Origin of the sequence: Saliniferula longa, assembly GCF_050789285.1 — a bacterium.
In the GTDB taxonomy this organism is placed as follows: Bacteria; Pseudomonadota; Alphaproteobacteria; order Rhodobacterales; family Rhodobacteraceae; genus CAVPWP01.
On sequence record NZ_JBOUVX010000002.1, the window covers coordinates 315,908 to 339,083 of the forward strand.

The 23,176-nt window shown below is 67.7% G+C and carries 22 protein-coding genes; 9 read left to right on the top strand and 13 right to left on the bottom strand.

Features of this window, described 5'->3' with window-relative positions:
* Nucleotides 1-114 precede the first annotated feature (114 nt).
* From ACRDNQ_RS08050 to dnaQ, 4 genes are read left to right on the top strand one after another with little or no spacing between them, the layout of a single operon-like run.
* Entirely contained in the window at nt 115-714 is a 600-nt protein-coding gene (locus ACRDNQ_RS08050) for a Maf family protein (RefSeq protein ID WP_431828138.1), read from the top strand.
* Entirely contained in the window at nt 711-1,547 is an 837-nt protein-coding gene (locus ACRDNQ_RS08055) for a shikimate dehydrogenase (RefSeq protein ID WP_431828139.1), read from the top strand. Before ACRDNQ_RS08050 ends, ACRDNQ_RS08055 begins: the two co-directional genes overlap by 4 nt.
* Entirely contained in the window at nt 1,544-2,143 is a 600-nt protein-coding gene (gene coaE / locus ACRDNQ_RS08060; protein WP_431828140.1) for a dephospho-CoA kinase, read from the top strand. Before ACRDNQ_RS08055 ends, coaE begins: the two co-directional genes overlap by 4 nt.
* The gene (gene dnaQ, locus ACRDNQ_RS08065; protein WP_431828141.1) at nt 2,136-2,822 is read left to right on the top strand and encodes a DNA polymerase III subunit epsilon; all 687 of its coding nucleotides are present in this window, start codon (nt 2,136-2,138) and stop codon (nt 2,820-2,822) included. The genes coaE and dnaQ overlap by 8 nt, the downstream gene beginning before the upstream one ends.
* Here dnaQ and secB read toward each other — a convergent pair.
* A complete protein-coding gene (gene secB / locus ACRDNQ_RS08070) occupies nt 2,815-3,318 on the bottom strand; it encodes a protein-export chaperone SecB (protein WP_431828142.1) in 504 nt (167 codons plus the stop codon). The genes dnaQ and secB overlap by 8 nt on opposite strands.
* A gap of 60 nt (nt 3,319-3,378) precedes the next feature.
* Nucleotides 3,379-3,855 (bottom strand): FxsA family protein, encoded by a 477-nt coding sequence (locus ACRDNQ_RS08075; protein ID WP_431828143.1) that lies wholly within the window; start codon nt 3,853-3,855, stop codon nt 3,379-3,381.
* A gap of 105 nt (nt 3,856-3,960) precedes the next feature.
* Here ACRDNQ_RS08075 and ACRDNQ_RS08080 point away from each other — a divergent pair, with 105 nt between their 5' ends.
* From ACRDNQ_RS08080 to ACRDNQ_RS08090, 3 genes are read left to right on the top strand one after another with little or no spacing between them, the layout of a single operon-like run.
* Nucleotides 3,961-4,629: a Tim44/TimA family putative adaptor protein gene (locus tag ACRDNQ_RS08080; protein WP_431828144.1), complete on the top strand. Its 669-nt coding sequence runs from the start codon at nt 3,961-3,963 to the stop codon at nt 4,627-4,629.
* A 1-nt stretch (nt 4,630) separates the two neighbouring features.
* Nucleotides 4,631-5,662 carry a murein transglycosylase A gene (mltA, locus tag ACRDNQ_RS08085; RefSeq protein WP_431828145.1) on the top strand — a complete coding sequence of 344 codons (1,032 nt, stop codon included), beginning with the start codon at nt 4,631-4,633 and terminating at the stop codon, nt 5,660-5,662.
* The gene (locus ACRDNQ_RS08090) at nt 5,662-6,267 is read left to right on the top strand and encodes a Smr/MutS family protein (protein ID WP_431828146.1); all 606 of its coding nucleotides are present in this window, start codon (nt 5,662-5,664) and stop codon (nt 6,265-6,267) included. The genes mltA and ACRDNQ_RS08090 overlap by 1 nt, the downstream gene beginning before the upstream one ends.
* Here ACRDNQ_RS08090 and ACRDNQ_RS08095 read toward each other — a convergent pair.
* The 3 genes from ACRDNQ_RS08095 to hslV are packed head-to-tail and all read right to left on the bottom strand — an operon-like array spanning nt 6,232 to nt 9,386.
* A complete protein-coding gene (locus ACRDNQ_RS08095; protein WP_431828147.1) occupies nt 6,232-7,476 on the bottom strand; it encodes an MFS transporter in 1,245 nt (414 codons plus the stop codon). The genes ACRDNQ_RS08090 and ACRDNQ_RS08095 overlap by 36 nt on opposite strands.
* Nucleotides 7,477-7,524: 48 nt before the next feature.
* A complete protein-coding gene (gene hslU / locus ACRDNQ_RS08100) occupies nt 7,525-8,832 on the bottom strand; it encodes an ATP-dependent protease ATPase subunit HslU (protein ID WP_431828148.1) in 1,308 nt (435 codons plus the stop codon).
* Entirely contained in the window at nt 8,829-9,386 is a 558-nt protein-coding gene (gene hslV, locus ACRDNQ_RS08105; RefSeq protein ID WP_431828149.1) for an ATP-dependent protease subunit HslV, read from the bottom strand. The genes hslU and hslV overlap by 4 nt, the downstream gene beginning before the upstream one ends.
* 100 nt (nt 9,387-9,486) lie before the next feature.
* Between hslV and ACRDNQ_RS08110 the strand changes: the two genes are divergently transcribed.
* Complete coding sequence (locus tag ACRDNQ_RS08110; protein WP_431828150.1) at nt 9,487-10,404, top strand: hypothetical protein; 918 nt, start codon at nt 9,487-9,489, stop codon at nt 10,402-10,404.
* A 33-nt stretch (nt 10,405-10,437) separates the two neighbouring features.
* Here ACRDNQ_RS08110 and trxA read toward each other — a convergent pair whose 3' ends face one another.
* From trxA to regB, 8 genes are all read right to left on the bottom strand, one after another.
* Nucleotides 10,438-10,758 (bottom strand): thioredoxin, encoded by a 321-nt coding sequence (trxA, locus tag ACRDNQ_RS08115; protein ID WP_431828151.1) that lies wholly within the window; start codon nt 10,756-10,758, stop codon nt 10,438-10,440.
* A 73-nt stretch (nt 10,759-10,831) separates the two neighbouring features.
* Nucleotides 10,832-14,185, bottom strand: a complete 3,354-nt coding sequence (gene addA / locus ACRDNQ_RS08120; RefSeq protein WP_431828152.1) for a double-strand break repair helicase AddA — start codon at nt 14,183-14,185, stop codon at nt 10,832-10,834.
* Entirely contained in the window at nt 14,182-17,130 is a 2,949-nt protein-coding gene (gene addB, locus ACRDNQ_RS08125) for a double-strand break repair protein AddB (protein WP_431828153.1), read from the bottom strand. Before addB ends, addA begins: the two co-directional genes overlap by 4 nt.
* Nucleotides 17,123-17,776, bottom strand: coding sequence for a nucleotidyltransferase family protein (locus ACRDNQ_RS08130; RefSeq protein WP_431828154.1), 654 nt, complete (start codon nt 17,774-17,776; stop codon nt 17,123-17,125). Before ACRDNQ_RS08130 ends, addB begins: the two co-directional genes overlap by 8 nt.
* Nucleotides 17,777-17,802: 26 nt before the next feature.
* The gene (locus ACRDNQ_RS08135) at nt 17,803-18,801 is read right to left on the bottom strand and encodes an aminoglycoside phosphotransferase family protein (protein WP_431828155.1); all 999 of its coding nucleotides are present in this window, start codon (nt 18,799-18,801) and stop codon (nt 17,803-17,805) included.
* On the bottom strand, nt 18,794-19,294 hold the full coding sequence (gene tsaE / locus ACRDNQ_RS08140) for a tRNA (adenosine(37)-N6)-threonylcarbamoyltransferase complex ATPase subunit type 1 TsaE (RefSeq protein WP_431828156.1): 501 nt from the start codon (nt 19,292-19,294) through the stop codon (nt 18,794-18,796). Before tsaE ends, ACRDNQ_RS08135 begins: the two co-directional genes overlap by 8 nt.
* A 42-nt stretch (nt 19,295-19,336) precedes the next feature.
* Entirely contained in the window at nt 19,337-20,911 is a 1,575-nt protein-coding gene (locus ACRDNQ_RS08145) for a PAS domain-containing protein (protein WP_431828157.1), read from the bottom strand.
* Nucleotides 20,912-21,009: 98 nt separating this feature from the next.
* Entirely contained in the window at nt 21,010-22,410 is a 1,401-nt protein-coding gene (gene regB / locus ACRDNQ_RS08150) for a sensor histidine kinase RegB (protein ID WP_431828158.1), read from the bottom strand.
* Between the two features lie 98 nt (nt 22,411-22,508).
* Here regB and ACRDNQ_RS08155 point away from each other — a divergent pair, with 98 nt between their 5' ends.
* Nucleotides 22,509-23,129, top strand: coding sequence for an SCO family protein (locus tag ACRDNQ_RS08155; protein WP_431828159.1), 621 nt, complete (start codon nt 22,509-22,511; stop codon nt 23,127-23,129).
* The last annotated feature ends 47 nt before the right edge of the window (nt 23,130-23,176 follow it).

A 23,176-nucleotide genomic window follows, 5' to 3' on the forward strand; every position in this document is an offset into this window, starting at 1 on the left:
AGTTTCACCGGCCGAAAGTGACGCGGACCGCTTTGGTCGATCTTCCCGCTTCCGCTTCTGGACCGCGCCGCCTATTCAGTTGGTCATCACCTGGTCATCCACAGGTCTGTCCCGATGTCCGACCCCCTTGTTCTTGCCTCCGGATCTGAAATCCGGGCTCAGATCCTGCGCCGCGCGGGCGTGGAGATCGAGGTGCGCCCAGCGCGGATCGACGAGGAAGCGCTTCTCCAGTCCCTTATGGCGGAAGGCGCCCCGCCCCGCGATATCGCCGACGCTCTGGCGGAGACCAAGGCGCGTCGCGTCGCCGACAAGCTGTCGGGACGTTGGGTCCTTGGGTGTGACCAGGTGCTCGATCTTGATGGCCGGATCCTGTCGAAACCGGCCGATGAAGACGAGGCACGCCACCACCTTTCACTTCTGTCGGGACGGACGCACAACCTTTTTTCCGCGGCCGTCCTGTTCGATGGCCCGACGCCGATCTGGCGGCATGTCGGCCAGACGCGATTGACCATGCGCAGCCTTTCCGACGCCTTTCTTGCCGCCTACGTCACCCGCAACTGGCACAGCATTCGCTCCAGCGTCGGGGGCTACAAGATCGAGGAAGAGGGAGTGCGTCTTTTTTCCCGCATCGACGGAGATCATTTCACGATCCTTGGTCTGCCGCTCATCGAACTCTTGTCGTTCCTCGTGCTTCGCGGAAAACTCGCGACATGAGCCATGACCGCATTCCTCTGGCCGGTGTCATCGGATCGCCGGTCTCGCATTCGCGCTCGCCGGCGCTGCACACGCATTGGCTGAAGCGCTACGGAATAGAGGGCTTCTACGTTCCGCTCGACGTGGCGGCGGCCGATCTGGAAGACGCCTTGCGCGCCCTTCCCAAGATGGGCTTCGTCGGCGCCAACGTGACGATCCCTCATAAGGAGCGGGTGATGAAGCTCGCCGATCTTGTCACCGACCGGGCTGCCGTCATGGGTGCCGCCAACACGCTGATCTTCCGCGCCGACGGCCGGATTCACGCCGACAACACCGACGGCTACGGCTTTATCGAGAATCTTCGCCAGGGTGCTCCTGGCTGGGATGCGAACGCCGGTCCGGCGGCCGTGATCGGGGCGGGCGGCGCGGCGCGTGCGGTCATCGCGTCGCTCATCGACGTGGGTGTGACAGAGATCCGCCTGACAAACCGCACCCGCGCCCGAAGCGATGCCCTTCGGCAGGAGTTCGGAACCAAGGTCAATGTCTACGACTGGGTTCAGGCCGGAAACGCCATCGACGGCGCGGCGACGGTCATCAATGCAAGCTCGCTGGGCATGGTCGGCAAGCCGGAATTCCGTGTCCCGCTTGACGCGCTGTCGCGGGATGCGGTCGTCACCGATCTTGTCTATGCCCCGCTCGAGACGACCCTTCTGAAGCACGCCGCGGACATCGGCTGCCGCACGGTGGATGGGCTCGGCATGTTGCTTTACCAGGCGGCCCCCGCCTTCGAACGCTGGTTCGGCGTGCGCCCGGAAGTCGATGCCGCGGCGCGGGCCGCGGTTCTGGGGGAATGACGCGACCGTTCGTTCTTGGTCTGACCGGCTCGATCGGAATGGGCAAGTCGACCACGGCCCGGATGTTCGCCGACGAAGGCATCCCGGTCTGGGATGCCGATGCCGCCGTCGCCCGGCTCTACGATTCCGGTGGCGCCGCGGTTCCAGTGATCGGCGCCTTGCGACCCCAGGCGGTTATCGACGGCCGGGTCGACCGCGCAGCCCTGAAGGCCTGGATCGCGTCAGACCCCGCAGCGCTTGGCCGGATCGAAAAGGCGGTGCACCCGCTTGTGGCCGCGGACCGCGCCGCGTTCCTTGCCACGGCCGCAGCGCCGATCGTCCTTCTCGATATTCCCCTTCTCTACGAGATCGGCGCTGATGCGATGGCGGATGCCGTCGTGGTTGTGTCCGCCCCGCCGGACATTCAGCGCGACCGCGTGCTGTCCCGCCCGGGAATGACGGTCGATCAATTCGATACGATCCTCGCGCGCCAGATGCCCGATGCGGAAAAACGCGCCCGTGCCGATTATGTGATCGCCACCACCGGGCTTGAGGACGCGCGATCCGGCGTGCAGTCTGTGCTTGAGGATGTGAAAAGAAAGCTCTCCCATGCGTGAGATCGTGCTTGATACCGAAACCACGGGGCTTGACCCCGAGTCGGGGGACCGTCTGGTCGAGATCGGCGGCGTCGAGCTGTTCAACCACATGCCGACGGGCCGGACCTATCACCAGTACATCAACCCCGAACGCGCCATGTCGGCCGAAGCATTCGCTGTCCACGGCCTTGGGGACGATTTCCTGCGCGACAAGCCGGTGTTCCGCGCCGTCGTCGACGAATTCCTTGCCTTCCTCGAGGATGCGACGCTGGTGATCCATAACGCCAGCTTCGACATGAAATTCATCAATGCCGAGCTTGGCTGGCTTGGGCGTCCAGGGATCCCCTTCGACCGTGCGATCGACACACTTGCCATCGCGCGAAAGAAATTCCCCGGTTCTCCGGCGTCGCTTGACGCTCTCTGCCGCCGCTTCGGCATCGATAACTCCGCCCGCACCCTGCACGGCGCATTGCTCGACAGTCAGATCCTCGCCGAGATCTATCTCGAGCTGATCGGTGGGCGGCAGCCCGGACTCGTTCTTTCAGCGACCGAAACGCGGGCCGAGATCTCGGTCGGAGCGGGGCGGCTTGGGCCACGGCCCCGCCCGCTCGCCCCGCGCCTGACGGAAGAGGAGGCCGCCGCCCACGCCCGCTTCGTCGGCGCACTTGGCGACGACGCCGTGTGGAAACGGTTCAGCTAAGCGTCTTCGGAGCGTCGCTGGCCTGCGCGGCCGCCTGACGCTGGGCAAGCGTCTGGCGATAAAGCTGAATGAAGTCGATCACTTCAAGGTTCAGGGGCGGGAAGCCGCCATCGCGGGTGACGTCGGCCACGATCCGGCGCACGAAGGGAAACATCATCCGCGGACATTCGATCAGCAGGAAGGGATGCATCTGTTCGTCCGGAACATTCTCGATCAGGAAAATGCCGACATACTCAAGCTCGAGCAGGAAGAGGGTTTCGCCCGTGGCCTTGTTCTTCGAGGTCACATTGTACTTCGACAGAACCTCGTACTGATTGTCGGCGGGCCGTTTCTTCGCGTCGAGCGCGACCTGAACCTGAATGTCGGGCGTGACTTCGCCCTCGACCGGTTTCCGGGCCAGGTTGTTTTCGAAGGACATGTCGCGAATGTACTGTCCCAGGATCCTCATGCGCACCTGCGGCGCCTGCGCCGCCGCGCCGTTGTCAGCCTCGGCCATTGTCTTGCTCCTCGGGCATCGTTTTGGTTCGGCGCTGTCTAGCAGAGGCCGCCGGGGGCCTCAATGCCGGGTCCAGCCGGACGGTCCGTCCGGGCGATGGGTCGGACGGATCTCGTGGTACTCGGTTTCGATCACCTCCGGATCGACCGGGCGACCGGGCCTCTGACCTGGGCCGAAGGAGACACCTTCGACCACGATCCGGGCCCGGACCCAGCGATAGACCGCAGCCCGGATCGCCGGAACGAGAAGCGCAAAACCCAGGGCGTCGGTGAAGAACCCCGGCGTCAGAAGAAGCGCGCCCGAAAACAGGATCATCGCGCCATGCGCCAACGGCTCGGTCGGATCGCTCAGGCGTTCGAAGGAGGCCCGCGCCTCGGACAGCACGCGCATCCCCTGGCTACGCACCAGAGCGGTGCCGATGATCGCCGTCAGAACCACGATCGCCAGCGTCGGCCAAAGGCCGATCAGACCGCCGACCTGAATGAAAAGCGCGATTTCGATCAGCGGGACCAGAAGGAACGGAAGAAACAACCACATGAAAGGTTTCCCTGTTGCAGGCGCGGTGGACTTGACCGGGTCGGTAACCTACATATGTGCGGTGCGCGCCCGAAACAAACCTGTCGCCCGTGACGCGAGGATCCGATGAGTTCTGCCATCATTCAACTGCTGGTTCTTGCTGGCATCGCCATCTTCCTGATCCTGCGACTGCGCAGCGTCCTGGGCACCCGTGAAGGCTTCGAGAAACCTCCCGTTCAGGTGCCCGGCCCGGCCGAGAAAAAGCGTAACGGACGGCCCGAGTTCGATGTGATCGAAGGCGGGCCCGACCGTGACATCATCGATCACGTCAAGGACGGGTCGGAGGCCGCGAAGGCCCTTGCAGCAATGAAGATGGCCGAACCCGGTTTCGGCGTCGGCGAGTTTCTGGAAGGCGCGCGCGGCGCCTACGAGATGATCCTCATGGCCTTCGAGGCCGGTGACATCGACGACGTGCGCGGCTTCCTTGCGCCCGACGTGGCCCAGACCTTCGATGAGGTCATCGCCCAGCGCAAGGCCGAAGGGCTGAGCATCCAGGCAAGCTTCATCGGCGTGCGCGAGGTGACGCTGACCAACGCGACCTTCGACCGCGACACCAGGATGGGCGAGGTCAGCGTGCGCTTCATCGGCGAACTCACCTCGGTCGTGCGCGACGAAACCGGGGCCATCGTCGAAGGCAACCCCAACGAGATCAAGCGCCAGCGCGACGTCTGGACCTTCGCGCGCGAGATGGGTGCCGACGACCCGAACTGGCACCTGGTCGCCACCGGGGAATGACGTGCGGCGCCTTGCGGTCGCAGCGGTCCTTGTCGCCGCCACGGCCGTGACCGGTCCGGCCCAGTCCGCGTCCACGCGGACGCTTCTCGACTGGCGCGACCTCGACGGCTGGACGGACGACGACCATGCCGCCGCCCTTTCGGTGTTTCTTGAAACCTGCGACGATATCGAGGGCGGCGACTGGGCCGCGATCTGCGCCCTTGCGGCCACCGGGCCCGAGCCGCGCGCCTTCTTCGAGTTGTTCTTTCGCCCCGTCCTGATCGAGGACGGCACGCCCGCACTTTTCACCGGATACTACGAGCCGGAGTTGACCGGCTCGCCTGTCCGGACGGATCGGTTCCGCTTTCCGATCTACCGCAGACCGCCCGAGATGGGCAGCGCCCCCTGGCTGACCCGCGCGCAGATCGAGGAAAGTGGAATCCTTCAGGGGCGCGGTCTTGAAATCGCCTGGCTCGACGATCCGGTCGACAAGTTCTTCCTTCAGGTCCAGGGGTCGGGCCGGATCCGGTTTCCCGACGGGCGCGGCATCCGCGTCGGCTTTGGCGGCAAGAACGGCCACCCCTACCGCTCCGTGGGTCAAGAGCTGGTGCGCCGCGGCCTGTTCCAGGCGCATCAGGTGTCGGCGGGGGTGATCCGCCGCTGGGTGCGTCAGAACCCGGACGCGGGACGCCTGCTGTTGCAGGCCAATCCGTCGTACGTGTTCTTTCGTGAAGTCAGCCGCGTTCCCGCCGACAAGGGGCCGCTGGGCGCGATGAACCGGTCGGTCACGGCGGGACGGACCATCGCCGTCGACCCAGACTTCGTGCCCTTGGGCGCGCCGGTGTGGATCGAAAAACGGGGCGCGCAGCCAATTCGGCGCCTGATGGTGGCGCAGGACACGGGGTCGGCGATCAAGGGGGCGCAACGTGCCGACATCTTCTACGGCACCGGAGACGCGGCCGGCGATGCCGCCGGCAGCATCCGGGATCCAGGCCGGATGGTCGTCCTGCTTCCGATCGAAACCGCGCTTGCCCAGGCCGGGTCCGGGGACTGATGTCCCGGCGCAAACCCCGCACCCTGGACGCGCGCGAACGTGCCCTGTGGGCCGAAGTCGTCAAATCCGCCGCACCGCTTCGGAAAGAAGCGCCAGGCCCGCTGCACGAACACGCGCCCGCGATTCCTGAACCCACGCCCGAGTTCACCCCCCCGCCTGCGACGCAGACGGGGCAACAGGGCGCTCCGGCGACGATCCCGTCCTTCCGCATCGGTGAACGCGCGCTTTCAGCCTTCGTTCCCCCCGGGCGCGAACCACACCTGCGCATGGACAAGCGTGTGCATGACCGGCTGAAGCGGGGAAAATTCCAGCCCGAAGCGCGCATCGATCTGCATGGCATGACGGTGGCCGATGCCCACGGCGCCCTGACGGCGTTCATCCTGCGCGCCCACGCCGACGGGCGCCGGCTGGTGCTGGTCATCACCGGCAAGGGTCAGGGCGGCGACCGGGGCGGGCCGATCCCGGAAGCCCGCGGCGTTCTTCGCCGGCAGGTCCCGCACTGGCTGGGACTTCCGCCGTTGGCGCCGATCATTCTTCAGGTCGTCGATGCGCACCAGAAGCACGGCGGCTCAGGCGCGTTCTATGTCTACCTCCGCCGGAGGTGACAGCAGCGGCCGCGCCCAGGCCATGCCAAGGCCGACCAGCAATGCGGCAAACACGAAATACCCCGCGATCCCCGGCATCTGCGTGGTAAACGCCAGGCCCGCGTCGATCAGCACCCCGGTCAGCGCGGGGCCGATGGCGGTGCCGAAGACCATGATCGCCACCGTCAGGGATTTGATCGCGCCAAGGTGGCGGGTGCCGTAGAACTCGGCCCAGAAGGCATTCGGCACGGTCGAGTTCGCCCCTTGCGACAGACCCATGAGCGCCATCGCGACGCCGGCGGCGACCAGGCTTTCGGTCAGCCCGAACAGCAAGAAACCAAGCGCCATGGGAAGCTGCGCCAGCGGCATCAGACGCCCCGTGCCGATCCGGTCGATCAAAGCCCCGGACAGCAGAAGTCCGACAACCCCCGACAGCGTGAAGACGGGGAACATCGCCGCGATCTGAAGGTGCGCCCAGCCCTTCGATTCGGCGATATGCACCTGCTGAAAGAAAAAGGCGGTGGCGAAGGCGGGCGGCGCCAGAAGCGCGGGCACGATCAGCCAGAACAGCCAGTGTCGCGTCATGTCGCGCCGTGTCCAGTGGCGCCCCTCCATCCCAAGCGAGGCCCCGCTTTCGGCGATCGACTGCGGCGTTCGCTCAAGCCGCAGCAGGGGCCCGATCACGGGGATCAGCACCGCGATGACGACCGCCGCCACCAGCCAGAGCGTGCGCCAGTCGTAAACCCCAAGAAGCGCCACGAAGAGAAGGGGAAGCAGCGCCTCGCCCGCCGCAACCCCCAGCGTCGCCACGGACAGCGCGCGCCCGCGCGAGGCGACGAACCAGCGCGCCATGGCGACGACGGCAATATGCGTGGACATGCCCTGCCCCAGGAAGCGCAGGAAGAAGATCGCCAGCGGCAGAAGCCAGACCACCGGAACCGCCGCCATGAACAGGCAGGCGGCCGACAGTCCCGCAAGGACGAAGGGTGCCAGCACCCGGACGCGGTGCCGGTCGGTCAGCGTTCCCAGCCAGATCATCAGCGCCGCCGACGCCGTGGTGCCCAGCGAATAGATTCCGCCCCAGGCACCATGCGACAACCCGAACTCGGCCCGGATCTCGCCCGCGAAGACCGAGATGAAGAAGGTCTGCCCAAAGCTTGACAGGAACGTCAGCAGGACCCCGACAGACAGGAACGGCGCATTGGCGCGCAGGAAGCGGGCGAAACTCATTCGCCTTCTCTCTGCGCCTTCCCGTGAAAAGAAAAGTCCCCTTGGCGGTCAGAGAACGTAGCGGCTCATGTCCGTGGATTTCAGAAGCTCGCCCAGGTTCGTATCGACGAAGGCCGCATCGACGACGACCGCCTCACCGGCGCGGTCGGGCGCGGTAAAGGACAGCTCTTCGAAGACCCGCTCCATCACCGTGTAAAGGCGCCGGGCGCCGATGTTCTCGATCGTCCGGTTCACGTCCGCCGCGATCTTCGCCAAAGCCGCGATCCCGTCTTCGGTGAAGGTCACGGCGACCTCTTCGGTGCCCATCAGCGCTGCATATTGCCGGGTCAGCGCGTTCTCGGTCTCGGTCAGGATGCGGACGAAATCCGCTTCGGTCAGGGCGCGAAGCTCGACCCTGATCGGCAACCGGCCCTGAAGCTCGGGCAGCAGGTCCGAAGGCTTCGCGATGTGGAACGCGCCAGAGGCGATGAACAGGATATGGTCGGTCTTCACCGGCCCGTACTTGGTGCTGACGGTCGTGCCTTCGATCAGCGGCAGCAGGTCCCGCTGCACGCCTTCACGGCTGACGTCGGCGCCGCGCGTCTCGGCCCGCGCCGTCACCTTGTCGATCTCGTCCAGAAAGACGATGCCGTTCTCTTCCGTGGCGGAAAGCGCGGTCTTCGTGACCGTCTCTTCGTCCAGCAGCTTGTCGGCCTCTTCGCGCAGAAGCACCTCATAACTGTCGGCCACGGTCATGCGCTTGCGGACGCGGCGACCGCCGAAGGCCTTTCCGAACAGGTCGCCAAGGTTCATCATCCCGCCCTGTCCCGGCGCCATGCCCGGCATCTCCATCATCGGGAAAGGCGTCGAGGTGTCGGCGACCTCAAGCTCGATCACCGTGTCGTCAAGGTCGCCGCGCCGCAGCTTTTCGCGGAACATCTCGCGCGTCTGGCTGCGCGCATCCGTGCCGGCGACGGCCTCGATCACGCGGGTCTCGGCGTTGGCCTGCGCCTTGGCCTTGACCTCGTCGCGCATCTGTTCGCGCGTCATGGTGATCGCGGCCTCGACCAGATCGCGCACGATCTGCTCGACGTCCCGGCCGACATAGCCGACCTCGGTGAACTTCGTCGCCTCGACCTTAAGGAAGGGAGCGCGGGCCAGCTTCGCCAGCCTCCGCGAGATTTCGGTCTTTCCGACCCCGGTGGGGCCGATCATCAGGATGTTCTTGGGATAGACCTCGTCGCGCAGGTCGTCGGGCAACTGCCGCCGCCGCCAACGGTTGCGCAGCGCCACGGCGACCGCGCGCTTGGCGTCGCGCTGGCCGATGATGAAGCGGTCCAGCTCGGACACGATTTCGCGGGGTGTGAGGTCGGTCATTTCGAGATCGTCTCCACCGTTAGGTTGCCGTTCGTGTAGACGCAGATGTCGGCGGCGATCGCCATCGCCTTGCGCGCCACGTCTTCTGCCGACAGGTCGCTGTCGATCAGGGCGCGTGCGGCCGCAAGGGCGTAGTTGCCTCCAGACCCGATTGCGGTCACGTCGTGTTCGGGTTCCAGCACGTCTCCTGCACCGGTCACCACGTAGAGCTCGGCCCCGTCGGTGACGATCAGCATCGCCTCGAGTTTCTGAAGGTACTTGTCCGTTCGCCAGTCCTTCGCCAGCTCGACGCAGGCGCGCTGCAACTGGCCCGGCGTTGACTCGAGCTTTGCCTCGAGCCGCTCGAGCAGCGTAAAGGCATCGGCCGTCGACCCCGCGAACCCTGCGACGACCTCGTGCCCGCCGGGGCGCAGGCGCCGCACTTTACGCGCACTGCCCTTGATCACGGTTTGCCCAAGGCTCACCTGGCCGTCGCCCGCGATCACCACGTGTCCGCCCTTGCGGACGCCGATGATCGTCGTGCCATGCCAGCCGGGAAAGTCGTTCTGGCTCATCTGTTGCTCCATCCGATGTCCGGCGGTATATGGACGCCGCGTCGTCGCGGGGCAAGCACCCGGCTTGTGGCGATGGCGCTTGCTGCCGATAAGGCGGGGGATGGGCACGCGCGGATCGCTTCGGATTCTCTACCCGCAGGGGCTTCACGTCCGAGCGCGCGATGGCCGCCACGCGATGACCAACCGCATCGTCCAGGCCTTCCGGGGTGCGGGCTTCGACGTGACCTTCGCCGAGGACACCCTGGTCGAACGCCTGCGCACCCGGGCGGCGGGGGCCCACAGCATCGTTCACGCGACCGACCCCGTCGATTCGCGCGGACTGGTCCTTCGGCGCGCCTATGTCGGGGCGTTCTGGCGGCTCGAGCCGACCGAAAAGCGGTGGGACTTCGACGTCGCGCGACAGGATTTCGACCCGGCAAGCGTCGACGGGGACGAGGCGCTGCGGTTCCTTCGCCGTTGGCGGGCCGAGCTTTTCGGCGCCGCAACAATGAACCGGACCGAAGGCGATCGGCTGTTCATTCCGTTGCAGGGCCGGCTTCTGGATCACCGGCGCTTTCAGACCATGTCGCCCCTTGCGATGGTCGAGGCCGTCTGCCGCGCCCGGCCCACCACGCCGGTCGTGGCCACCCTTCACCCGAAGTACGCCTATACCCCCGCCGAACGTGACGGCCTGGGTCGCCTCGCCCAGACGTTGCCGAACCTCAGCCTGTCCGAGGTGCGCAGCGACAGGGTCCTGCACCATTGCGCGGCCGTCGTCTGCCAGAACTCGGCCGTGGCCTTCACGGGCTATTTTCTTGGTGTGCCGGCGGTGCTTTTCGCCCGGATCGATTTCCACCACATCGCCGCGAAGGTGGAAGAGCTTGGGGTCGAGGGCGCGCTGAGCCGCCTTTCCGCGCCCGCCCCTGACACGGCGCGCTACCTTTGGTGGTTTCTCAAGAAGAACGCGATCGGCGCAGGAAGTGACGGGGCCGAAGAACAGATCCTTGCGGCCGCCCGTCGTGCCGGGTGGCAGGTCTAGGCCCGGCGACCGCGGCGCCAGGCCCTGCGCGCGTCAGACGGCGCTTTCGATCCAGTTCTGCAGCGCGGCCTTGGGCGCGGCGCCGATCTTGTTCGAGACGACCTGACCGTCCTTGAACAGGAACAAGGCCGGGATGCCCCGCACGCCCATCTGTGCGGGCGAGTTCGGGTTTTCGTCCACGTTGACCTTCACGATCTTCACGCGGCCCGCGAATTCGGCGCTGAGTTCTTCAAGCGCGGGACCGATCTGCTTGCAGGGGCCACACCATTCGGCCCAGAAATCGACGACCACGGGGATGTCCGACTGGCGGACCTCGGCGTCGAAGGTTGCGTCGGTGACGGCGACGGTGCCCATGGCAGTTCTCCTTGGAATCCCGGAACAGGGCGGGAAGGTATGAACCCGGTCCTGCGACGTCAAGATGCGGCCGTCAAGATATGGCGGTCCGCCGGAAGGCTTCCATCACCATCTCGTGCGGCAGCGGCATGAGCCGGCCGGTGGCCATCCACAGGATTGCCGTCTCGATCCGCCGGCCAGGATAGGCCCCGGCCAGAAGCGCGGCATAGGCGCCCATCTGCCGCAGCAGACCTTCCGGCGTGTCCTCGACCCGATCGGGGACCAGCCGGTTCGACTTGTAGTCGACGGCAAGCACCGTTTCAGGGGCCACCAGCAGCCGGTCGATCGTGCCGGCCACCGCCCGCCCGCCCAGGCCCTCGGGATGCCCGAAGATAGGAACCTCGGCCAGCGTTCCGTCGGCGAAGACGTGGGCAAGGGCGGGGTCGTCGATCAGGCGCAGCGCATGCGCAACAAGAACGTCGCCCTCGACCGACACAAGCGGCAGGCCCAATCCATCGAGGACGGCTTGGGCAAGGCTGGCCCGCATTCCGATGGGGCATCCGGGCAGGTGTTCGAGAAGGGCGTGCAGAATCGTGCCGCGCTCCATCGCGGCCGGGTCGCCTTCGACGCCTTCCCCGGGCAGGACCTTCGCGCCGCCCAGGTCCGACGGCGACAGCGGTCGTGCCGCGCGCTGGGCGGGCTCGGCGCGGCGCGTCATCCAGTCGTCGATCGAGCCGCCCGCGTCGGTGCCGGTCGGGGCACTGACCAACGGGCCCGCCGACCAGTCACCATGGGCCAGACGCAGGCCCTCGCCCGTGGGCATCGGGTGGGGGACGGCCCCGGCCTCGGTCAGGCCGCGCTCGATCTCGTCGTACCAGGTGGCGCCGTCGGGCTTGCGCTCGCCCGCGCCGCAGACCACCAGCCACCGCTCGGCCCGCGTCATCGCGACATACAGCAGCCGCCGCCGTTCGGCCTGATCGGCTTCGGCGGCCGTGCGCCGCGCCTTGGCGATGGCGGGGGGGCTTTCCGCCGATGACACGCGCCACAGCGCCGTGTCGCCGGCCATGACAAGTTCGCTGCGCCGCTCGCGGTCGGTCCGCAATGTGTCCGGCAGGATCACGATCGGCGACTCGAGCCCCTTCGCGCCATGAACCGTCATCACGCGCATCTGCGCGCCCGCGCCCTCGGCCTGCCGCTTCACCTCGACTTCGCCCGACTGCTGCCAGTCAAGAAAGCCGGTCAGGCTTGGAACTTCGGTCATCTCATAGCGCAGGGTCTGGTTCAGAAGTTCGTCCAGCCCGTCCTCGACTTCGGCGCCCATCCGCGCGATCAGCTTTTCGCGCCCACCCAGGCCAGTCAGGATCTCTTCCACAAGTTCGTAGGGGCGCTGGTAATCCGCCTTGTCCAGAAGCGGCTCGAGAAACGCGATCGTTTCGGGATGGCGGTCCCGCGCCTGTCGAAGCGCGACCCAGAGATAGCCGTCACGCCCATGCGCGAGGCGGAAAAGCGCATCTTCCGACCAGCCCAGAAGGGGCGAACGCAGTGCCTCGGCCAGTGCGAGGTCATCCTCGGGCAGGGCAAGGAACCGCAGCACGGAAAGCACGTCGCGCACCGCAAGTTCCGCCGAAAGCCGAAGCCGGTCGGCCCCGGCGATCGGCAGGCCCGCGGCCTTGCAGGCATGGATCAGCGCGTTGAAAAGTCCGCTTGTCCGGCGTTGCACAAGGACAAGGAAATCCCCCGCGTGAACCGGCCGCCGCGTGCCGTCCTTCTCGGGCAGGGTGCCGGTCGCGATGGTGTCGCGGATGAAGTCGGCGATGGCCCGGGCCAGCCGGACGTTGTGATGGTCCGCGCCCTGAAGGTCGATCGGGTTCCACCAATCGTCGGGGTCTTCGATGCTTTCCGGCGGCATCACCGGCCACAGATCGACCCGTCCGGGAAGCGCCGCGTTGAAGGCGCGATGGCGCTGGCCGTCCTGCCCGTCGTCGTCGAGGCGATAGGTGCGGTCGACGGCCGAAAGGACCGCCGCCGACGAGCGGAAGGAATATTGAAGTTGCAGCCGCTGAAGGCCGCCGTTCCCCCGTAGTCGATCGCGGAAAAGCCCGTGCATGTCCTCGAAGGCCTCGGGGCGCGCGCCCTGGAACGAATAGATCGACTGCTTCTTGTCACCGACCACGAAAAGCGTCCGTGGCGCATCGGGCCGCGAGCCCGCCCCTGCCGCGATCTCTTCGGCGAGGGCTGCGATGACGTCCCATTGCGCCGGGCTGGTGTCCTGCGCCTCGTCGACAAGAATGTGGTCGATCCCTCCGTCAAGCTTGTAAAGCACCCATGCCGCGGCTGGCGCATGTCGCAGAAGGGCGCGCGTCCGCGCGATTAAGTCGTCGAAATCAAGCCAGCCCCGGTCCGCCTTGGCGCGATCGTAGGCCGGCAGGAACGCGGCGGCGAAGTCGTGAACGACACGGGTCTTCTCGGCGGCGGCCAGAGCCAGGCGAAGGGGCCGGGCGGTGGCGATGCGGTCCATCAGGTCGTCAAGCGTCTGGGTCACGGACCCAAGGGCCAGCCGCGTGGCCTTGGTCGGAAAGGCCCCCGCCTTCGATCCGAAGGGCGCCTTTGCCCCCTCGCCGAAAAGAAGGACCCCTTCCAGAACCTGCAGATCGTCGACGGTCAGCGGCCGGCCGGCAAGCGGTGAAAGCCGTTCGCCCGCCTTCTGATCGGTCGGACTTCCCGCTGCCAGCACCGGGACAAGCGCCGACAGAAGCGCGGCATCGCCCGGCGCGAAGGCCGCGTGTTCGACGCGGGACAGGTCGAACCCGGGGGGCAGGTCGAAAAGGGCAAGGGCCTCGTCTCGGCCAAGGGGGCGCGCGAATCCGTCCCGGTTCGACAGGACCTCGCGCCCCAGATCCTCGAGCGTCTCGACCGACATCTGCTGCGCGATCGCGTCCAGCCTCCCGCGTGCCGGGCCTTCGGCCAGCGCTTCGAGGACCTCGGACAGAAGCGCGCGGGTCTGGGCGTCGTCGATCTCGGTGAACTGCGGCGACACGCCGGCCTCAAGCGGAAACCGCCGCAGGATCGAGGCGCAGAACGCGTGAATGGTCTGGATCTTCAGCCCGCCCGGCGTCTCGAGCGCGCGCGCGAACAGCGTCCGCGCCCGCCCAAGATCATCCAGCTCGGCCACGCCGATCTCGGCCAGGGCTCGCGTCAGCGCGGCATCGTCCAGCATCGCCCAGGCGCCCAGGCGCCCCAGAAGCCGGTTCTGCATCTCGGCCGCGGCCGCCTTGGTGTAGGTCAGGCAAAGGATGTTCTGAGGATCGACGCCTTCCAGCAGAAGCCGGGCCACCCGGTCGGTCAGCACCCGCGTCTTTCCCGACCCGGCGTTCGCGGCAAGCCAGGTCGACCGATCGGGCGCGGCCGCCTGATGCTGGCGCAGGGTCGCTTCGTTCGGCGGGGTCATCCGACATCCTCGCCCGCGGGGGGGTCGCTTTCGTCCCATTCGCCGAAGCGCGCAAGCTGGTCGAAGTCGCCGTCGAACGTCGTCGTCGCGACCGCCCGGCGCGAGGTGTAGCCCCGCGCACGGTCGCGGTAGGCCGTGACCAGATTTCGAAGCTCGGCACCGACGCGCCCGGTGCCATACTCGTCGGCTGGGGCGAATGCCCGGTCGCTGGCCGAGGGGCCAAGGGCGATGTAGCCGAGAATCGTCACTGTTTCGGCCGGAACGCCCTCGAATGCGCCGGATTCGGCCATCACCGCCTCGAGCGGAAGCTGGCGGTTGAAGAACCGCACCACCTTTTCCGCGGGCACGCCGCCGGTCTTGTAGTCATAGATCGCCAGCGTGCCGTCGTGCCGCCGGTCGATGCGGTCGGCCTTGCCCGTCAGGGCAAAGCCCAGATCGGCGAACACAAGCGTCCCTTCACGCTCGGGCGGAAAGGGAACGCCCTCCGCAAGCCGTCGCGCCTCTCCGTCAAGAAGGCGCGGCACGACCCGAAGGAACCGGCCCCGCCACAGACGGCGCGTCGCGGGCCAGGGAACAAGTTCGTCCAGGACGGCCTCCGCGATTGCCGATATCCGACCGGCAGCCTCGGGCGCTGTCGGGTCGAAGCGGCCGTCGCGGATCGCGATCAGCATTCGTTCCACGATTTCATGCATGACCGTTCCGCGCAGCGCCGCGTCCGGCGCGCGGGACAGCGCGTCAAGACGGCGCAGCCCCAGCACCCGACGGGCGTAGATCGCGTAAGGATCGCGCAAGAGCCTTTCGATCTCGGTGACGGACAGCTTGCGGGGGCGGGCTTCGACGGGGGGGCGAGGCGACGGGCGCGGCGCGGCCGGAACAGGCGCGGCGCGGTGTTCAAGGGCCACGGCCGACCGCACCCACCGCGCGCCGCGCGCCCGCATCCGGCCAAGGGCTTCCGGCCCGCCCTGGTCCGGAAGCCCCGACAAAAGGTTTGTCAGCCGGTTCAGCCAGCGCGACGGCACGGTTTCCGAATCGGCGTCCCGGCGCGCGCGGCTCAGCACCACCTCTTTCGCGGCGATCGCCTGCTGGAAGTCGTGGGCCGACAGCCCGATGTTGCGCTCTGGCAGCAAAAGCCCCACCTGCCGCCGCATCGCACGATTGAGCCAGGGGTCCGGCGCCGGATGCTCGGGCCAGACGCCATCGTTCAGGCCGCCAAGGATCACCAGATCGGCACCCTGCACCCGCGCCTCGAGCGTGCCCCAGATCATGATCCCGGCGTGCGGCGCCACCGGATCGCGCACCTCACGCGATTGCAGGACCGAGTCGAGAAGCGCGCGGTAGTCGGCGACCGTCATCTCGTCCTGTGCAGTGGCTGCGGCGCGCAGGTCGTCGATCGCGGCGCGCGCAGCCTCGCCCGGCTGTTTCTGCCAAAGCCCGCCCGAGCCACCCCCGCCCGGTCCGGCGGCAAGCGCTTCGGCCACCGCGACGTGGTGGTCGAGGAGGGCGCCAAGCGGGGCCGCCCGCAACTCCGCAAGTCCATCAAGGGCCGCGACGATCCAGTCCACCAAGGCGCGCGTCCTGTCGTCGCGATCTTCTGCCCAGTGACGCAGGATGCCCGCGTCCGGAAAGGCGGTCCACGTCTTCCTCAGGTGAAGCTCCAGTTCGCGCGTCAGCAACAGATGGCCGCCCCTCGACGCGGCTCCGGTGGCGACCAGTGGATGCTTGAGAAGGACGATCAGATCCTGCGAGGTCATGCGCCGTCCGATCAGGCCCGCCACATGGCGCAGAAGCCGTCCGGGCGCGGACAGGGCAAGCGGCCGACCGGCGCTGTCATCGGGTTCGATCCCCCAGCGTCCCAGCGCCGCCGTCACCTGTCGTGTCAGCGTCCGGTCGGGCGAAACCAGCGCCGCGGTCTGCCCATCCTCGGCTGCCTTGCGCAGGCAAAGTGCGATCGCCTGCGCCTCGATCCTGGGCGATGGCGCCTCGATCAGCGACAGCGCGTCCGTCGCGCGGCCAAGCGGGCCAAGACCGGGCCCGTCGCGCAGCCACTGGTCGGTCACCGGGGCTGGACGCAGCGCCAGAGAGACAAGGGCGTTGCGCAACGCATCGCCCGTCTCGGCGTTCCAGCGGGCGACTGCCCTGGGCGGCAGGCCGAGTCCCGACAGCAGGCGCGCGAACCGCGCCTGCGGGTGGTCTTCGGCCTCGGGGCCGAGGGCGGCCCAGACATCGTCCGGAAGGCAGAAGTCGAATCCAGGCAGAACCAGCGCCCCCTGCGGCAGCCGCGCCACCGCCTGCATCAGCATCGCGGTCGTGCCCCGCGACCCGGTCGAGCCCGCGACGATCACGGGGGTCTCTGGCGGGTTCAGCGCCCAGCGCGCGGCAAGCCCGGCCACGGTCGCGCGATTTCGCGCGGCGTCGTCCTGTGCGTCGCCGTCAGCCGTCTCCAGATAGTCACGCACGATCCGCAGAAAGGTCAGACTGCGTGTCCAGTGGCCGGACATATCGTCGACCGGAAGGGCAAGCACGGCGTCGGGCGACACGCCTTCGCCCAGCACCTCGTCGAAGAGGTCGGCCAGGCCATCGGCAAGGCTATGGACCGCGTGCCGCGGCGCAAGGTCGGGCTGGATGTCCAGAAGCGCGCCGATGAGGCGGGCAAGGTCAAGCTTGCGGCGAAGCGGTGCGCGGCGCGACGGCAGACCGGGGGTCGGGAACCGGTCGGGCAGGCGTGCGACAGGGGTGATGCGCGGCAGAAGGCCAGGACGCATCTGTGCGAAAAGCTCGGACAGGCGACGCCCCATGCGCTCGGTGTTCACGATGATCTCGACCCGGGCCAGAGCCTCGGGCGGGGCGTCGCGAAGCCGGTCGATGAGGCCCCGCGCCAGCGCCCGGGGGAAGTCGACGCCCGGCGGCATCCCGAAGACGCGCGGGGCCGGGGTGGGCTCAAACATCGGCCTCACCGCCGGGACCCTGCCCAAGAAGCGCCTCGGCCGCCTGAATGCCCGCGGGATGCCCGACGTCGCACCAGCGCCCGGGATAGACGACGCCGAAGAGCCGCCGTTCGGTGGCCAGCCGGTTCCACAGAAGGTTCAGCGAAAACACCTCGTCCGCGATCTCTCCAAGGCCGGCGGGGTCAAGGATCTGCGCCCCGGTATAGACGTATGGCCCCTTGCGCCGAAGCCGTCCGTCGTCAGCCAGATCGAAGTCGCCTGTCCCTTCGTGCGCGTGGCTCCGCCCCAAGGGAACGACAAGCAGCAGCGCGCCCATGCGCGCCGGGTCCCAGGCGCCTTCCAGAACGCGTAGGGGGTTCGGGCCGGACCAGACGCAATCGGGGTTCAGCGTCGCGACGGGACCATCGCCCAGCAGCGGCAGCGCGTGACGCAGCCCGCCCCCGGTATCCAGAATGCGCGGGGCCTCCGGCGACAGGCGCACGTCGGTGCCTGCAAGGTGACGCGCCATCGCCTCGGCCTTGTAGTGGGTATTGACCACCACCGGGGAATGGCCGGACTCGTGCGCAAGCGCCCGGGCGCGGTCCAGAAGAGTCACACCCGCGACCTCGATCAGGGGTTTCGGGCGCGCGGCTGTCAATGCGCCCATGCGGGTTCCGAAGCCCGCGCCAAAGATCATGACGGGACGCATGCGGCACGGATCTCGGCAAGAACGGTGGTATCGGGCGGACGGATCGCTGCGGCGACCTCGGCCTTGAGGCGGGCCAGATCGGGGTGTTCAAGGGCAAGGATCAGGTTGCCCCAGACCCGTGGCATCAGCGGCAGATACCCCGGCTTTCCGTCGCGGATCGCAAGGCGCGCGAACTGGGTCAGGATGCGCAGGTTGCGCTGCGCCGACAGGGTGGCAAAATCGGCGGCGAAGCGCGCCGGATCAAGGCCCGCCGCGGCAAGGAACCGCGCCGTCATCTCGGTTCGCGTCGCCGGGGCCACGTCGCGGCGGGCGTCGGTGAGCAGCGACACCAGGTCATAGGCCGGATGCCCCGCGACGGCGTCCTGGAAATCGAGGATTCCGGCCCGCTGCACACCCTTGCGTTCGGGCAGCCAGATCAGGTTCTCGGCGTGGAAATCGCGCAGGCAAAGCCGGCGGGGCACGGCATCGAGCGGGGCAAGAGACTCGGCCAAGGCACCCAGGATCGACTGGCCTGCGGTCTCGCTCACCCCGGGATACCAGCCGACCGCGGCTGCCGCCGTGGCGACCAGTTGCGGCGCGCGGAAGACCGGCAGATCGCCGGGCACCGGTGCCGTGGCCATGGCCGCAAGCGCGTCGATTGCGCTGGAATAGAGACGACTTTCGCCCGAACGGTCGCGGTCGAGCACCCGCGCGAAGACGGCGTCGCCCAGATCTTCGAGAAGCAGCAGGCCGGCGCCGTGATCTTCGGCAAGGATCGTGGGAGCAGTGAGGCCAAGCCCTTGGAGATGGCGCGCGATGCGGCAGAAGCGGGTCGTCCCGGCACCGTCCCCGCCCGCGTCCATCAGCACCGTCGTCCTGCCATCGGGCTGGCTGAGGCGTTCGTATCGGCGGGTCGAGGCATCGCCGGCAAGCGGCCGGCGCACCGCATCGGCCCAGCCCGCGCGGGAAACAAATCCCTCGATGGCGGTGGCGCGGTCAGTCATGCGCTGCGTCCATGGCGCGCTCGAAGGCCCGGCGCAGACGGTCCGAGCCGCCGCTGACCGTGACGAGGCGCGCGTTCTCCTCGGCTGCGGTAGCAAGCGTCAGTCGCAGCGCCGTGGGCGCAGCGGTCGGGTCAAGTCGGTCGGGCCATTCGACAAGGCAGATCGCGGTGTCGAAGGCCTCGGTCAGGCCAAGCTCCACGACCTCGTCCGGGCCGGACAGGCGATAGAGATCGGCGTGCCAGATTTCGGCCACGCCGTCGTCGTAGGTCTGGACAAGCGTATAGGTCGGCGAGGGGATATCCTCGGCTCGCCCCCCGCTTTCCAGCCGGGACGATATCAGCGCCCGGGCGAAGTGGGTCTTGCCCGCACCGATCGGCCCTTCGAGGAGGATCACGTCGCCGGGCCGCAGCTGTGGCGCAAGCCGCCGGGCAAGGGCGGCGGTCGCGTCAGGGCTGGACAGGACAAGGCGCGGATGCGTCGCTTCGGCAGGCATGCGCGCAGTCTGCCGCTGCCACGGCAGACCCGCAAGGCCGCATCACGCGGGACGCGAGGCCGCGATTGCCTTGCGCGGGGCCTCGGCCTCGGCGCCCTGCTGGAACCGGACCATGGTCGCACCGCTCGAGATCGGGGCGACCCGGCAGGTGACCGATCGGCCGTCCTTCAGGCGGATGTCGGCCGACCAGTCGGACCGGTCATGGGTGCGGGTGATGAAGTCGCGCAGGTCGCCCCAGACCGGGGTCGGGGCGGTCAGCTCCATCCAGCGGCGGGTGGCGTGCAGCACGTCGATATCGCTGAGCGACGTGTCTGGGTCGTCGCCCCAAAGACGGGCATAGGCGGCGTTCGCAAGGATCAGGATGCCGCCCCCCGAAAAGACCGCGATGGCGTCGTCCATGGCGTCAAGCGCCCCCTGACCGATCTCGAGCTCGGACCGGAAGCGGCGCGTCAGCGAGATCTCGGCCGAGATATCCTCGAACAGGAAGGCCACCGCGCCGTCCGGATGGGGTCGCCCGGTGACGCGGTAGGTCAGCCCATGCGGAAGCGACCACGTCTCGGCATAGCTTCCGTCGGCGGCAGCGGCCTCAAGCTCGACGAGGCGGCGTCGCCAGCCCTTGTAGTCCTTGGGTTCCGGGATCATGTGGCGTTCGCGCAGCTTGTCGAGAAAGCCGAACAGGGTCGGACGCCCGGTCAGGAAGTCGACCGGCAGACCGGTCAGGTCGGTCAGGGCCGGATTGAACAGCGCAAGCCGCCGCGCCCTGTCGAAGACGGCAAGGCCGATGGTCAGATGCGCAAAGGTCTTGGTCAGGGTCTGCATGAACTCGCGCAGCTGGTCCTCGGCCACGACGGTCGGGTTGGCGTCGACCGCGGTGAACAGAACGTCCTCGCCCAGCGGCGCAGCGTGGCACTCGAACCAGTCGATCCGGGTCAGTCCGGGCCGGGTCAGCGACACGCGCCGCGACGGCCGCATCTGTCCGGCCGCGAGGCGCGAGGTTTCGAACAATGCGGGCGGCGGCCAGATGCCGGCCACATCGGGCCCGTGCAGGCGTTCGACGGTGTCGAGATAGGCACGGTTGACCCAGATGATGCGTCCGTCCGGCGTCTGCCGCCAGATCAGGAAGTGCGTCTGTTCGGCGATGGCGCGCAGGGACTGAAGTTCGCGTTCCATCGCATCGAGGCTTTGGGCGTCGATCGTCACGGGCACATTCGGCGCGTCCGGATCGTACAGCGACAGGCGGATGAGCGTGCCGCGAAGTTCCGCGCAAAGGCGCAGCCCGCCGTCTTCGCCCGCCCGATGAACAGCGCCCTGTTCCGGCAGCGCCTCGAGCGCGGCTTCAAGGCCGGGAAAGCGCGGCGACAACAGCGACATCAGCCGCGTCCAGTCTGCGCCTTCGCCCGGCGCCGCGCCCAGAAGGCGCCGGGCGTCGGGTGTGGCATCGACAAGGCCGTCGTCGTCGAAAAGAAAGACGGTGCGATCGTCCGTCTGCGCCAGGATCGACCGGCGGTCCGCGCGGCCCCGAAGATCAAGCGCCGCCAGAAGGGCCAACGCCAGCGCCGCCGCCGCGAAGGCCGTTACCGCATGAAGGGCCACATCGAAGACTTGCGGAAGGATCACGATGCTCCCCTGACTGATCACCCCTGCCCTGCCGAAGTCTTCAGCGGTAATGGTTAATCAAAGGTAAAGTGCCGCGTGCCGGGCCACGACGCGCCCGGTCAGATCTGGATTGGCCGGTTCTGGCCCAGCGCGCGGCGGTCTGGCTGTTCGGCAGGCGACAGGACGCGCCGTGGCCAGACGCATTCCACGATCGCGCCCGACCGGTCCCCTGGTTGAGGGGGCGCCGAGAAGGGATCGCGCCCATTGGCGAAGGTCAGTTCCGCCCCGGACCGTTCCAGCAGGGTCTTGGCGATGAACAACCCCAGCCCCATGCCTTCATAGGCCGGGCGGCGTTCGTCCTTCGCGCTGTCTTCCCGGCGGCTGCGCACGAACGGATCGCCGATGCGGCCCAGCACTTGCGGCGGAAACCCCCGCCCATCGTCGACGATCCGCACGAGGATGCGCGAGCTGCTCCACCCGATGTCGATCCAGACGTTCGCTTCCGCAAAGTCGACGGCGTTCTGGACAAGGTTGCGCAGCCCGTGGATGACCTCGGGGCGCCGTTCGATCACCGGCTGGCGGGCGTCGCCGCCGTCGATCGGGGCGATGTCGTAGTGGATCTCCTTGCCGCGATCCTTGTGGGGGTCTGCGGCCTCGCGCACGACGGTGCCGATCGGTGCGTGACGCAGGTGCAGGTCGTCCTTGCCGGCCCGGCCCATCGACCGAAGGATGTCGCGGCAGCGGTCCGCCTGTTCGCGGATCAGGTCGACGTCGGCCAGAAGCTCGGGCTGGTCGGCCAGTTCCTCGCCCAGTTCCGAACTGGCCAGCTTGATCGTCGCCAGCGGCGTTCCAAGCTCGTGCGCGGCGGCGGCGACGACGCCGCCGAGGTCGGTCAGCTTCTGCTCACGCTCAAGCGCCATCTGCGTGGCCGCCAGCGCATCCGACATCGCATGAAGTTCGGCGGTGACGCGCTGGGCATAGGCCGCAAGGAACACGATGCCGATCACGATGGCGATCCAGAAGCCCAGCACGAAGTCCTCGGGCATCTGCATGACCTCGCCGCCTTGCGTCCGAAGCGGCAGGTTGTAGCGCGCCACAAAGCTGATCAGCGCGATCGCGACCGTGCCAAGAACCACGGTCGTTCGGGGGTTCAGCGCCGTGGCCGAGATCGTGACCGGCGCCAGGATCAGAAGCGCGAAGGGATTGTGCAGCCCGCCCGTGAGGAACAGCAGGAACGACAGCTGCGAGATGTCGAACAGCAGCATCATCGCCACCTCGTTCTCGCTTAGCCGCTTGTTCTCGGGATAGACGAAGATCGCCACGAGGTTGGCAGTGATCGCCGCGCCGATCGCCAGGAAGCACAGGCCAAGCTCGAGATCGAGGCCGAAGATCCGCTGCGCGGCGGTCAGTGTCACAAGCTGACCCGCCACGGCGATCCAGCGCAGCACGATCAGTGTGCGCAGCCGGACCCAGTTCGATCGGCGGTGTTCGCTGAACACAAGGGGTGTTGGATCGCTCATGGCCTCGCCTATCTCTGCGGTGCTCCCGCGCCGGTTTGTCCGCTTGCGCCGGGCGCGCCGTCGGTCCATGTCGCACTCGACCGCAGGGGAGACGCAGAATGATGAAACTCTATGCCGGGCTGGCCGTCGCCGCAATCGCTGCTGCCGTGGGTGGGACGCTTGCCTACACCATGCTGCGGGCGCCGGACGACCAGTTTGCCCAATGCCGGTCGTCCGCTGTCGCGGGCGGAACCGGCGACATTGGCGGGCCCTTCACGCTTGTCAATTCCGAAGGTCAAAGCGTGACCGACGCCGACATCATCACCGGTCCGACGCTGATCTACTTCGGCTATACCTTCTGCCCGGATGTTTGCCCCTTCGACGTTGCGCGAAACGCCCTTGCCGTGGACATCCTCGAAGAGATGGGGATTCCGGTCACGCCCGTCTTCATCTCGATCGACCCCGAGCGCGACACGCCCGAGGCCGTGGGCAACTTCGCCGCCAACATGCACCCGAACATGATCGGCCTCACCGGCACGGACGAGCAGGTCAAGGCCGCCAGCCAGGCCTTCAAGACCTACTACCGCAAGCAGGACGGAGACGACGAGTTCTACCTCGTCGATCATTCGACCTTCACCTACCTCATGCTGCCCGGCGTGGGCTTCGCCGAGTTCTACCGGCGCGACGCCTCGCCCGAGGAGATGGCCGAAAGCATTGCCTGCTTCGTCACTGCCTCGTGATGCAATTTGACGCAGGACCCCAGTCGCCCTATCGTCCCTTGCTGACA